At 70.1% G+C, this 11,928-nt stretch carries 13 protein-coding genes and 1 pseudogene; 10 read left to right on the forward strand and 4 right to left on the reverse strand.

Annotation, left to right across the window (positions count from 1 at the left end; translation table 11 throughout):
- The 6 genes and pseudogenes from GT042_RS14910 to pstB all read left to right on the forward strand — a co-directional run.
- A pseudogene (locus GT042_RS14910) lies at positions 1 to 187 on the forward strand (metal-binding protein); the annotation flags it as partial.
- Complete coding sequence (locus GT042_RS14915) at positions 184 to 609, forward strand: NUDIX hydrolase (RefSeq protein ID WP_161309198.1); 426 nt, start codon at positions 184 to 186, stop codon at positions 607 to 609. The pseudogene GT042_RS14910 and the gene GT042_RS14915, both read left to right, overlap by 4 nt.
- A 267-nt stretch (positions 610 to 876) precedes the next feature.
- Entirely contained in the window at positions 877 to 2,010 is a 1,134-nt protein-coding gene (pstS, locus tag GT042_RS14920) for a phosphate ABC transporter substrate-binding protein PstS (protein WP_161309199.1), read from the forward strand.
- 132 nt (positions 2,011 to 2,142) lie between these two features.
- Positions 2,143 to 3,138, forward strand: a complete 996-nt coding sequence (gene pstC / locus GT042_RS14925) for a phosphate ABC transporter permease subunit PstC (RefSeq protein ID WP_161309200.1) — start codon at positions 2,143 to 2,145, stop codon at positions 3,136 to 3,138.
- The gene (gene pstA / locus GT042_RS14930) at positions 3,135 to 4,214 is read left to right on the forward strand and encodes a phosphate ABC transporter permease PstA (protein ID WP_161309201.1); all 1,080 of its coding nucleotides are present in this window, start codon (positions 3,135 to 3,137) and stop codon (positions 4,212 to 4,214) included. The genes pstC and pstA overlap by 4 nt, the downstream gene beginning before the upstream one ends.
- 58 nt (positions 4,215 to 4,272) lie before the next feature.
- Positions 4,273 to 5,049 (forward strand): phosphate ABC transporter ATP-binding protein PstB, encoded by a 777-nt coding sequence (pstB, locus tag GT042_RS14935; protein WP_161309202.1) that lies wholly within the window; start codon positions 4,273 to 4,275, stop codon positions 5,047 to 5,049.
- Between the two features lie 145 nt (positions 5,050 to 5,194).
- On the opposite strand, the gene GT042_RS14940 is transcribed toward pstB, so the two are convergent.
- The gene (locus tag GT042_RS14940; protein WP_161309203.1) at positions 5,195 to 6,193 is read right to left on the reverse strand and encodes an inorganic phosphate transporter; all 999 of its coding nucleotides are present in this window, start codon (positions 6,191 to 6,193) and stop codon (positions 5,195 to 5,197) included.
- 5 nt (positions 6,194 to 6,198) lie between these two features.
- Complete coding sequence (locus GT042_RS14945) at positions 6,199 to 6,819, reverse strand: DUF47 family protein (protein WP_161309204.1); 621 nt, start codon at positions 6,817 to 6,819, stop codon at positions 6,199 to 6,201.
- A 248-nt stretch (positions 6,820 to 7,067) separates the two neighbouring features.
- Here GT042_RS14945 and GT042_RS14950 point away from each other — a divergent pair, with 248 nt between their 5' ends.
- Positions 7,068 to 7,448: a metal-sensitive transcriptional regulator gene (locus GT042_RS14950; protein ID WP_161309205.1), complete on the forward strand. Its 381-nt coding sequence runs from the start codon at positions 7,068 to 7,070 to the stop codon at positions 7,446 to 7,448.
- 24 nt (positions 7,449 to 7,472) lie between these two features.
- On the opposite strand, the gene GT042_RS14955 is transcribed toward GT042_RS14950, so the two are convergent.
- A complete protein-coding gene (locus GT042_RS14955; protein ID WP_161309206.1) occupies positions 7,473 to 7,676 on the reverse strand; it encodes a hypothetical protein in 204 nt (67 codons plus the stop codon).
- A gap of 138 nt (positions 7,677 to 7,814) precedes the next feature.
- The gene (locus tag GT042_RS14960) at positions 7,815 to 8,639 is read right to left on the reverse strand and encodes a hypothetical protein (protein WP_161309207.1); all 825 of its coding nucleotides are present in this window, start codon (positions 8,637 to 8,639) and stop codon (positions 7,815 to 7,817) included.
- 100 nt (positions 8,640 to 8,739) lie between these two features.
- Here GT042_RS14960 and GT042_RS40100 point away from each other — a divergent pair, with 100 nt between their 5' ends.
- From GT042_RS40100 to GT042_RS14975, 3 genes are all read left to right on the forward strand, one after another.
- Positions 8,740 to 8,934, forward strand: coding sequence for a hypothetical protein (locus GT042_RS40100; protein WP_161309208.1), 195 nt, complete (start codon positions 8,740 to 8,742; stop codon positions 8,932 to 8,934).
- A gap of 137 nt (positions 8,935 to 9,071) precedes the next feature.
- Positions 9,072 to 10,682 carry an FAD-binding oxidoreductase gene (locus GT042_RS14970; RefSeq protein ID WP_161309209.1) on the forward strand — a complete coding sequence of 537 codons (1,611 nt, stop codon included), beginning with the start codon at positions 9,072 to 9,074 and terminating at the stop codon, positions 10,680 to 10,682.
- A gap of 306 nt (positions 10,683 to 10,988) precedes the next feature.
- On the forward strand, positions 10,989 to 11,928 hold a 940-nt coding region (locus GT042_RS14975), incomplete at its 3' end, for a hypothetical protein (protein ID WP_161309210.1).

Genomic DNA, 11,928 nt, shown 5'->3' on the forward strand with positions numbered 1-11,928 from the left:
GACCCTGGACCGGCACCGCGACGCGGCGGAGGCGGCAGCCGCGGCGGCGAACGCGGCGCGCACGCCCCGTATCGCCCCCGCGACGGCGTACGCCCTCGGCGTCCTGCACGCCGACCAGCGCCACGAGGTCGAGGCCTCGCGTTTCGCGTTCCAGCAGGTGTGGCAGGGAGCGGGGGCAGCGGTATGAGCGGCGACGGCGACCGGCACGGCCTCATCCGCGCGGCGGGCTGTGTGCTCTGGCGCCGGGCCTCGTACGGCGACGGCGGTACGGAGATCTGCCTGGTCCACCGCCCCAAGTACGACGACTGGTCCCACCCCAAGGGCAAGCTCAAGCACGCCGAGGAGCCCCTGGCGGCGGCCCGGCGCGAGGTCCTGGAGGAAACGGGCCACCACTGCGCCCCCGGGGAGCGGCTCGGCACGGTCAGTTACCTCGTGAACGGGCGCCCCAAGCGCGTCGACTACTGGGCGGCCGAGGCCACCGGCGGCGCTTTCGCGCCGAACGACGAGGTCGACCGCATCCTCTGGCTCAGCCCCGCCGCGGCCCGCGGCCGGCTGACCCAGCCACGGGACCGGCTGCTGGTGGACGCGCTGCTGAACGCCGTCATCTGAGGGGCGCGCGAGGGCGCGTACGGATCGGCCGTCCCAGCCGTCCCCCGAGGGTACGGGGGCACGCCGTCACGCCCTGTGAAACAAGCCGCACCAGGCCGCCCGCCATGGTTCACCTTCCGTTCACCCTCCCCCGTCGGCGGCTTCACCTGTTCTGCCTACTTTCGGCCTTACACGGTGACCGGCCCAGCGCCGCACCACCAACCACCCCGACGCACGCCGCCGTCACACAACCATCGGGCCGGCGGCTCTTGGAAGGAATCACCCGAAGTGAAGCTTTTGCGCAAGAACGGGCTGCGCGCCACCGCGCTCGGTGCCCTCGCCGTCTCCGGCGCCCTGGTTCTCACGGCGTGCGGATCGGACGACAACAGCGACGGCTCCGCCACTCCGACGGCGAAGACCACCGCCGCGTCGAACGCCGTCTGCGGCGACGCCAAGGGCCAGCTGCTCGCGTCCGGTTCGAGCGCGCAGAAGAACGCCGTGGACCTCTGGGTCAAGGGCTTCATGGCCGCCTGCCCCGACATCCAGGTCAACTACAAGTCCTCCTCCTCCGGTGAGGGCATCGTCGCCTTCAACCAGGGCACCGTCGGCTTCGCCGGTTCTGACTCGCCGCTGAAGCCCGAAGAGGTCGCCGACTCGAAGAAGATCTGCACCGGCGGCCAGGGCATCGCCCTGCCGATGGTCGGCGGACCGATCGCGATCGGCTTCCACCTGGAGGGTGTGGACAGCCTCGTCCTCGACGCCCCCACGCTGGCCAAGATCTTCGACACGAAGATCAAGAACTGGGACGACGCGGCCATCAAGGCGCTCAACCCGGGCGTGAAGCTCCCGAACAAGGCGATCCAGCCGTTCCACCGCTCCGAGGACTCCGGCACCACGCAGAACCTCGGCAAGTACCTGGCCGCCACGGCCAGCTCGGACTGGAAGTACGAGCCCGAGAAGAAGTGGCCGGCCCCCGGTGGCCAGGCCGCGTCCGGCTCCGCGGGTGTCGCCACCCAGGTCAAGCAGGTCGACGGCTCGATCGGTTACTTCGAGCTCTCGTACGCCACCTCGCAGTCCATCTCCACGGTGAAGATCGACACGGGCGCCAGCGCCCCCGTCGAGGCCACCTCGGAGAACGCGTCGAAGGCCATCGCCGCCGCCAAGATCGCCGGCACCGGCAAGGACCTGGCGCTCGACCTCGACTACGCCACCAAGGCCGAGGGTGCCTACCCGATCGTCCTGGTCACGTACGAGATCGCCTGCGACACGGGCAACAAGGCCGCCACGCTCCCCGCGGTCAAGGCCTTCCTGAACTACACGGCGGGCGACGAGGGCCAGAAGCTGCTCTCGGGCGCCGGCTACGCGCCGATCCCGGCCGAGATCAACGCCAAGGTCCGCGAGACGGTCGCCTCCCTCTCGTAGTCCTCGCTCCACAGGTGGCGGTGGCCGGCCCGGCGCACCCCTCCGGGCCGGCCACCTGCCCACCCCTCTCCATCCGGTGCACCGCCGCCAGGGAAGCCGCGCCCGCGGCTCCCCCACACAGACCGGAAAGACATGGCTTCCACCACACCGATAGACGTTCCCCCGCCCGCCCCGCCGGTCAAGGGCCCGTCGGGCACCTCCACCGGCCGCGCGGGCGACAAGATCTTCTCGGGCCTCTCCAAGGGCTCGGGCATTCTGCTGCTCGTCGTCATGGCGGCGATCGCGGGATTCCTCACGTACCGCGCGGTCATCGCCATCTCCAAGGACGAGGGCAACTTCCTCACCACCTTCGACTGGAACCCCTCGGCGAACCCGCCGGTCTTCGGCATCGCCGTCCTGCTCGTCGGTACGATCGTCAGCTCGATCATCGCGATGGTCATCGCCGTCCCGGTCGCCGTCGGCATCGCGCTCTTCATCTCGCACTACGCGCCGCGCAAGCTGGCCGCGCCCCTCGCGTACGTCGTGGACCTGCTCGCCGCGGTCCCCTCGATCGTCTACGGCATCTGGGGCGCCCTCTTCCTCGTGCCGTACCTCGACGGGCTGAACCTCTGGCTCGACCACTACTTCGCCTGGACCTACGTCTTCGACCAGACGCAGCCCGGTGTCGCCAGGAACATGCTCACCGTCGGCATCCTGCTGGCGATCATGATCCTGCCGATCGTGACCAGCGTCAGCCGGGAGGTCTTCCTCCAGGTCCCGAAGATGAACGAGGAGGCGGCCCTCGCCCTGGGCGCCACCCGCTGGGAGGTCATCCGGCTGTCCGTCCTGCCGTTCGGACGCTCCGGTGTGATCTCCGCGTCGATGCTGGGACTCGGCCGCGCGCTCGGTGAGACCATCGCCGTCGCCACGGTCCTCTCCCCGAGCTACCTCATCTCGCTGCACGTGCTCGACCCGGGCGGTGGCACCTTCGCCCAGAACATCGTCGCCAAGTTCGACGAGGCCAACGAGCTGGGGCGGGACGCCCTGATCGCCTCGGGCCTGGTCCTGTTCATCCTCACCCTGCTGGTCAACGGCGCGGCTCGGCTCATCATCGCCCGCCGCAAGGAGTACTCGGGGGCCAACGCATGAGCCACGCAGCCGTACAGGAAAAGCCGACCCCCGTGCCGCCGCGGAAGGGCAAGGGGGGCCTCACCGGCCGCTCGCTCCCCCGCTGGGCCCCGGCTGGCTTCGCCGCCGCCGCGATCCTCATCGGTGTCGCCGTCGGCGCCGCCGCGGGCCTCGACAGCAAGGTCCAGTGGGGCCTGATCGCCGTCGTGGCCTTCCTGGTCATCTCGTACACCGTCACCACGTCGGTCGAGAACAAGCGCCAGGCCAAGGACCGCCTCGCCACCAGCGTGGTGTGGGTGTGCTTCGTCCTCGCCATCATCCCGCTGTTCTCGCTGCTCTGGATCACGGTCAGCCGTGGTGTGAAGGTGCTCGACGGGTACTTCCTGACCCACTCCATGGCCGGGGTCCCCAGCTTCGAGAAGGGTGGCGGTGTCTACCACGCCATCATCGGCACGCTGGAACAGGTCGGGATCGCCACGGTCATCGCCGTACCGCTCGGCCTGCTGACCGCCGTCTACCTGGTGGAGTACGGCAAGGGCGCGCTGGCCAAGGCGGTGACGTTCTTCGTGGACGTCATGACGGGCATCCCGTCCATCGTCGCCGGTCTGTTCATCCTGTCGATCATGCTGATCGCCGGCCTCCAGTCCGCGGGCTACCTGGGCTCGCTCGCCCTGACGATCCTGATGCTGCCCGTCGTGGTCCGTTCCACGGAGGAGATGCTCAAGCTCGTCCCGAACGAGCTGCGCGAGGCCGCGCTGGCGCTCGGCGTACCGAAGTGGCGCGTGATCCTCAAGATCGTGCTGCCGACCGCGATCGGCGGGATCACCACCGGAGTGATGCTGGCCATCGCCCGTATCGCCGGTGAGACCGCCCCGATCATCCTGCTCGTCTTCGGCAACCAGCTGATCAACTCGAACCCGTTCGAGGGTGCTCAGTCGTCTCTGCCCTTCTACATCTACGAGCAGTACAAGGTCGGCAGCGACGCGTCGTACGACCGTGCCTGGGCGGCGGCGCTGGTGCTGATCGCCTTTGTCATGATCCTCAACCTGGTGGCTCGCGGGATCGCCCGCTGGAAGGCACCGAAGACCGGCCGATGAGGCCCGCCATCCGGCTCCGCCGCGCGGGGCCTCGGCTCGGAAAGAAGCAGTGATCCACATGGCCAAGCGAATCGACGTCAGCGGACTCTCCGCCTACTACGGCTCCCACCGGGCGATCGACGACATCTCCATGACCGTCGAGCCCCGCTCCGTGACGGCCTTCATCGGCCCGTCCGGCTGCGGCAAGTCCACCTTCCTGCGCACGCTGAACCGCATGCACGAGGTCACCCCCGGCGGTCGCGTCGAGGGCAAGGTGCTGCTGGACGACGAGAACCTGTACGCGTCGAACGTCGACCCGGTCGCCGTGCGCCGTACGGTCGGCATGGTCTTCCAGCGCCCCAACCCCTTCCCGACGATGTCGATCTTCGACAACGTCGCGGCCGGCCTGCGGCTCAACAGCAGGTACGGGAAGAAGGAGCTGGCGGACGTCGTCGAGAAGTCCCTCAAGGGCGCGAACCTCTGGAACGAGGTCAAGGACCGCCTGAACAAGCCCGGTTCCGGCCTCTCCGGCGGTCAGCAGCAGCGTCTGTGCATCGCCCGCGCGATCGCGGTCGAGCCGGAGGTCCTGCTGATGGACGAGCCGTGCTCGGCCCTGGACCCGATCTCGACGCTCGCGATCGAGGACCTCATCGGGGAGCTGAAGGAACGCTTCACGATCGTGATAGTCACGCACAACATGCAGCAGGCGGCGCGGGTGTCGGACCGTACGGCGTTCTTCAACCTCGCGGCCGTGGGTCAGCCCGGCAAGCTCATCGAGATCGACGAGACCGAGCGGATCTTCTCCAACCCGTCCGTGCAGGCCACCGAGGACTACATCTCGGGCCGCTTCGGATAAGGCGTCCTGCGGTGCTGCATGGCGGTGCCACCGCAAGACGAAGGGCCCGCCCCCTGAGGGGCGGGCCCTTTCACGTAGCGAGACCGTCTCAAGCCGTCCGCGTCCTCAAGCCCGTCCGCCGATCGAGGACAAGCCTTCAACGGCGTCAGCCGAACGCCAGGTTCACGATCCAGAAACTCACCGCGGCCACCAAGCCCGCCGCGGGCATCGTGATGAACCACCCCAGGATGATGTTCTTCGCGACACCCCACCGCACCGCGTTGACCCGCTTCGTCGCGCCGACGCCCATGATCGCCGAGGTGATCACGTGCGTCGTGGAGATCGGGGCGTGAAACAGAAACGCCGAGCCGAACATGATCGACGCGCCGGTCGTCTCCGCCGCGAATCCCTGCGGCGGGTCCAGCTCGATGATCTTGCGGCCCAGCGTTCGCATGATGCGCCAGCCACCCGCGTACGTACCGAGGGACAGCATCAGCGCGCAGACAATCTTGACCCACACCGGGATCGGATCCCCGGGGCCCTCCACATCGGCGATGACCAGGGCCATCACCACGATGCCCATCGTCTTCTGCGCGTCCTGGAGCCCGTGCCCGAGCGCCATCGCGGCGGCAGAGACGGTCTGGGCTATCCGGAAACCGCGTTTGGCCTTGTGCGGGTTGGACTTGCGGAACATCCACATGATCGCGACCATCACCAGATAGCCGACCACCAGACCGACGACGGGCGACACGAACATCGGGATGACGATCTTCTCCAGCACCCCGGACCAGATCACCTCCGTACCGCCCGCGAGCGCGGCGCCCACCAGGCCGCCGAAGAGCGCGTGGGACGAGGAGGACGGCAGGCCGAAGTACCAGGTGACCAGGTTCCACACGATCGCGCCGACCAGCGCGGCGAAGAGGATGCCCATCCCCCGGTCGCCGTGCGGCGTGGCGATCAGGCCCTCGCTGACGGTCTTGGCGATGCCCTGCCCGAGGAACGCGCCGGCGAGGTTCATCACGGCGGCCATGGCGAGGGCGGCGCGGGGGGTCAGGGCCCGGGTGGACACCGAGGTCGCGATGGCGTTCGCGGAGTCGTGAAAACCGTTCGTGTACGTGAATCCGAGCGCGACACCGATGGTCATGATCAGGGCGAAGGTGTCCACGTGGGTCAGGACTCCTTGACCGTGATGGTCTCCACGGTGTTCGCGACGTGCTCGAACGCGTCGGCGGCCTCTTCAAGCACGTCGACGATCTGCTTGAGCTTGAGCACCTCCATCGCGTCGTACTTGCCGTTGAAGAGGTGGGCCAGCAGTTTGCGGTGGATCTGGTCGGCCTGGTTCTCCAGGCGGTTGACCTCGATCCAGTACTCGGTGAGGTTGTTCATCGTGCGCAGGTGCGGCATCGCCTCGGCGGTCAGCTCGGCGGCCCGGTTGAGGACCTCGATCTGCTGCTCGACACCCTTGGGCAGTTCCTCGATGTTGTAGAGGACGACGAGGTCGACCGCCTCCTCCATGAAGTCCATGATGTCGTCGAGCTGGGACGCGAGGCTGTAGATGTCCTCGCGGTCGAAGGGCGTGATGAAGGAGGAGTTCAGCTGGTGGAAGATCGCGTGGGTGGCGTCGTCCCCCGCGTGCTCCGCCGCCCTCATGCGCTCCGCGATCTCGGCTCTGGCGGAGGAATCCGCCCCGAGGAGTTCCATCAGGAGCTTGGAGCCCGTGACGATGTTGTCCGCGGACGCGGCGAACATGTCGTAGAAGCTCGTCTCCCTGGGGGTCAGACGAAAGCGCACCTGGGATCCTCGGGTTACATGGAATTCGGTCAGGGTGATGCTAGGCGCAACATCCGGCCACGGCTAACCGGCAATCCGTCCCAGTGTCGCCCATAGGGCATGACGCTCGGCACAGGGCCCTGCCCCAAGGCTCACGGAGGGGTACCATATACCCACGTGGGGTATATAACCCCGTATCGGACATCACACCGATCTCACATCGGACAACCCACCGGACGACCCTCCGGACATCCCTACGGGAGGACGCGATGACGACCACCGAGGCGGCCGGCGCCGCGACGAGCGAAGCGCCCTCCGAGCCCACCTCCACCCCGGCCGGCCCCCCCGTCACCGACCACGACCGGGGGATCCACGGGTACCACCACCAGAAGGCCGAGCACCTCAAGCGGCTGCGCAGGATCGAGGGCCAGATCCGCGGCCTCCAGCGCCTCGTCGACGAGGACGTCTACTGCATCGACATACTGACCCAGGTCTCGGCCTCCACCAAGGCCCTCCAGTCCTTCGCGCTCCAGCTGCTGGAGGAGCACCTGCGGCACTGCGTGGCGGACGCGGCGGTCAAGGGCGGGGACGAGGTCGACGCGAAGGTGGCGGAGGCGACGAAGGCGATCGCCCGCCTGCTCCGTACCTGACACACCTGGCACCGGGACCCCACGTCAGTCGCGGCGGCACCCCGACCGGCCTTCGGGCTGCCGGGGCACCCCCGGGCGGGCGCGGGCCACGTTCAGCACCTCGTCGATACGGTCGGAGCTGAGCCGCTCCCCGTCGGCGGCGGACGCGGCGATCATCAGTTCTCCGCACAACTCGATCTCGGCGAGGGCCACGTGGTCCTGGACGGTCGTCGTACGCAACGAAGCCACGTGCTGTCACCTCTTCCCGCGGGCGCCGACTTCCAGGGTCGTGTCCCCCCAGCGTAAGGACCGCGACCCGCCCCGCGCATGGCACGTCCGGACCATTTCCGCCCTGGTCTTCCCGCGACGTGTCTTGATCCTCCGGGACTATGTCCCGATCTTTCCGGCGAAGATGTCGCCGGGCGGAGGCAGCGTCACGGACACCTCGGCGCCGAAGGCGTAGAGCAGCGTCGTCGAGGCGACGTCGACCGTCCGGCCCTGGTTGAGATAGCTGAACCGGTGCCTGACCTTGCGCAACCGGCCCTCGTCGTCCAGATAGGCGTCGAAGGGGACGACGTCCTTGGCGAACCCTTTCGCCGCGGCCGTCAGCGCGCCCCGCGCGTACGGCGACGCCACCTTCGCGGCCTCACCGATGTCGGTGACCCCCCGGTAGTGCCACACACGAGTCCCGGCCAGATCCTGCGAGCCGACAAAGGTCACGTTCCGGGCCGCGCGCAGCAGTTCGGCGGCGGTCAGCGGATCCGTCGCCCCGCCGGTGACCAGGTTCCCGTCCTCCAGCGTCGTCGCGTCGACCCTGACCCACTTGTCGGCGGGCACACCCGCGCCCCGGTTCTTCATGTAGAGGGCGGCGGGGGCGACGAGTTCGGTGATGGGACGGTGCTCGCTCGCGCCCGCCGGGTCCTTCGGCAGGACCACCCTGAGCCGCCCGATCCGCTCCGCGTAGTTGTAGCCGCCCTCGCCCCTGATGGTCACCCGGGTCCCGCCGGCCGCCATCTCCATGGACGTACGGGCCTTGGAACTCCGCGACGCGAGCAGTACGTCGGCGGCCTCACGCACCACCCGGGGCCCGCCGGCCGGCCGGTCGTCGGCCGTGGCCCCGACCTCGCCGGAACACCCGGTCGCGGCCACGACACCCGCCACGGTCACGGCCGCGAGCGCCGCTCCTCTGCGTCCCTGCTGCTGCGCCACCATCGCCCGCCAACCCCCAACGCCCTACCGCCGCTTGTCCGAAGCCCGTACCCACCCGCATAACGACGCCCCGCGTCGCCCGTCACGCCAGTACGGTGAAGGGGTGTGCGAGCAAGACCCTTCTGGTCCCCCCACCTCCCCCCACACCACCTCGACCGTGGAACGCGGCTCGTTCTGCCTGGCCCGCTGCACGTGCGGCTGGTCGGGCCCGGCCCGGCGCTCCCGCGACCGGGCCAGGACGGACGCGGCGTCCCACAAACCGGCGAACCGGCCTCACGCGACCGACTCCGCCTCCTGATCGACCCCGTCGCCTGATTGATGTGACCCCTCGGGGGAAAACGCACCCGAGTCGCGGAACCCGGTGGCCCCTACAACCGTCCCGTTCAGCGGGACGCCTTCCACGCGATCCCGGGGTCACCCTCAGGAGGACGTCAGATGGAACGGCGCACACTGCTCACGGCCGCGGCCGCCCTGGCCACCGCCGGTGTCACGGCCGCCTGTTCCGCCGGTGACACGTCACCGGCGGGCGCCGGAGGCCCCGGTAGGAACACGTCACCCGACGCGCCCGGTCCGACCGCAGCCGGGAAGCCCACGACGGGCACCACCGCCGGCGCCCCCAGCTGGGGCGCGCTCGCGAAAGGGCTCGACGGGGATCTCGTACGGCCCGGCGACGCGTCCTACGCGACCGCGCGCCAGCTCTACAACACCCGCTACGACAGCCTGAAGCCCGCGGCCGTCGCCTATGTGGCGGGCGAGGACGACATCAAGGAGTGCCTCGCCTTCGCCCGTACCCATCACACCCCCGTCTCCATCCGGGGCGGCGGCCACTCCTACGCGGGCTGGTCCAGCGGCAACGGCCGGCTGGTCATCGACATCTCGAAGCTCGACTCGCTCGGCCACGCCGCCTCGGACGGCGTCGTCGGCGCCGGAGCCCGGCTGGCGGACGTCTACCGGACCCTCGCCGCCCGGGGCCGTACGATCCCCGCCGGGTCCTGCCCGACCGTCGGCGTCTCCGGTCTGACCCTCGGCGGCGGACACGGCGTCGCGGCCCGCGCGTACGGCCTGACCTGCGACAGTCTCACGTCCGCCACGATCATCACGGCCTCCGGGCAGCGCCTCACCGCCGACGCCGAGCAGAACAAGGACCTCTTCTGGGCGTTGCGCGGCGCCGGGAACGGCAACTTCGGGGTGGTCACCGAGCTGCGCTTCCGTACGCATCCGGCGCCCGCGACCGTCGTCGCGTTCGTGAGCTGGCCGTGGTCCAAGGCCGAGGCCGTGCTGGACGCCTGGCAGAAGTGGGGCCCCGACCAGCCCGACGAGATCTGGTCGTCCCTCCACCTCGCCGCGGGCCCCGGCGGCGGCACCCCGACCCTCTCCCTGTCCGCGTTCTCCCTGGGCACCGAGTCGGACCTCAAGAACGCCCTCGACCGGCTGGCCGACGGCCCGGGCGGGCCCGGCCCCGCCCGGTCGTTCTCGACCCGGCCCCGGGGGTACGAGGAGGCGATGCTCGTGTACGCGGGCTGCTCGGGCTTCACCGAGGAGCAGTGCCACCTGCCGGGCACCACGCCGGGGCGCGACAAGAACGGGGCGCTCCAGCGGGAGACGTACGCCGCCGCCTCCGACTTCTACGACCGCGCGCTCCCGCCGGCCGGGCTGCGGGCCCTGGTCTCCGCCACGGAACGGTTCACCAAGATCTCGGCCGCCCAGGGCGGAGGCGGCGGTTCCATAGCGCTGACCGCGCTCGGCGGGGCGATCAACCGGGTGAGCCCGCTCTCGACGGCGTTCGTGCACCGGCGCTCGCGGGTGCTGGCGCAGTACATCGGGGCGTGGCAGCCGGGGACCGCCGGCACCGCCCAGCAGGCGTGGCTGAAAAGCACCCATGCGTCGATGCGGCGGTACGCGTCGGGCGCGGCGTACCAGAACTACATCGACCCGACGCTGACGGACTGGCGGAAGGCCTACTACGGCCAGGCGGCGGACAGGCTGGCCCGGTTGAAGGGGACGTACGACCCGGAACGGCTGTTCGACTTCCCGCAGGCCCTGTAGCGGAGAGCGGGCGGGCGGTCCGTACGGTCGTCCCGGCTCGGGTACCTCCCAGGGCGTGTTCGCGGACATCTCCTAGGGGGTGTCCGCAAAGTGGGGTCGTCCGCCCGGAGGGCGGGGCTCGCGGTGTCTGGTGCGTGCGATCGCAAGGCGGAGGACCCACCCCGTACTGGACGTACGGGGTGGGTCCGACAACGCCGCGAGCGCGCGTGCCAGACACCGCGAGCCAGACCCCACTTCGCGGACACGCCCTAGCCCGTACGGACCACCGAGGTGGCCGACCGGGCGTCCGGGGGTTCGCCTGTATCCATGGATCGATACGGACCCCGCTCGGCCGCGCTCGCCACGGCCGCCGCTCTCCTTCTCGCGCTCGGGGCGAGCGCCGCCGTGGCCGTGGACAAGCCGACGGAGCCGGGGAAGCTCACGCTCATCAAGACGGCGGTCGGCGACGTGGTGGCGGACAAGAAGGGCAATCCGCTGTACATCCGCGAGGCGGACAAGCCCAACGTGTCGGGCTGCACGGGTGCGTGTGCGAAGTCCTGGCCGGCGGCGCTCGGCTCCCCGACGAAGGCCAAGGACGTGACCGCGCGGACGTCCAGGACGAAGAAGGACGCGCCGGGCAGCGACGAGCGGCAGGTCGTCCTTAACACGCATCCGCTGTACTACTTCAAGAACGACATGCCGAACCGGCCGAGGGGCCAGAACCTGCCGGGCTTCAGCCTGATCGCGGGCAACGGCAGGCCGCTGTCGGAGCCGACGACGTCCCCCACGCGGTCCGCGAAGCCCGGCCGGTCCGCCTCCCCGGGGACCTCCACCGGCGTGATCGCGAGCGCGACGGCGAGGGTGCCCGCCCCGGCGCGGATCGCCACGCCGACCGGTACGAGGCCGCCGCTCATGAAGCCGAAGGACACGACGGCGACGAGGACGGCGAAACCCAAGCCGAAGCCGGCGAAGACGACGCCCCCCGAGGCGACCAGAACGGCGACGAGGAAACCGGCCGTCACCACCCCACCCGCTCCCCGCAGAACGACCGCCCCGCCCCCGGCCACCCGCTCCCGTACGGCGACCCCGGCACGGCCCGCCACGACCGGGCCGGCCGCGGTCACGCCCGCCCCCGTGACCACCCGTACCGCCTCCGCCTCGGCCTCCGTCGGCGTCCTCCAGGTCACCCCGTCCGGCGGGGCACGCGGCGGCGCGGACCACCCGGTCGCCGTGGACTCCGCAGCCGCGCAAGGCCCGTCGAGAGCGG

Source organism: Streptomyces sp. SID3212 (assembly GCF_009865405.1).
GTDB lineage: Bacteria > Actinomycetota > Actinomycetes > Streptomycetales > Streptomycetaceae > Streptomyces.

Excerpts from the sequence above, each read along its gene's own strand:
- GT042_RS14915 (WP_161309198.1), top strand. The coding sequence starts at position 184 with ATGAGCGGCGACGGCGACCGGCACGGCCTCATCCGCGCGGCGGGCTGT.
- pstC (WP_161309200.1), top strand. The coding sequence starts at position 2,143 with ATGGCTTCCACCACACCGATAGACGTTCCCCCGCCCGCCCCGCCGGTC.
- pstA (WP_161309201.1), top strand. The coding sequence starts at position 3,135 with ATGAGCCACGCAGCCGTACAGGAAAAGCCGACCCCCGTGCCGCCGCGG.
- pstB (WP_161309202.1), top strand. The coding sequence starts at position 4,273 with ATGGCCAAGCGAATCGACGTCAGCGGACTCTCCGCCTACTACGGCTCC.
- GT042_RS14950 (WP_161309205.1), top strand. The coding sequence starts at position 7,068 with ATGACGACCACCGAGGCGGCCGGCGCCGCGACGAGCGAAGCGCCCTCC.
- GT042_RS14960 (WP_161309207.1), bottom strand. The coding sequence starts at position 8,639 with ATGGTGGCGCAGCAGCAGGGACGCAGAGGAGCGGCGCTCGCGGCCGTG.
- GT042_RS14970 (WP_161309209.1), top strand. The coding sequence starts at position 9,072 with ATGGAACGGCGCACACTGCTCACGGCCGCGGCCGCCCTGGCCACCGCC.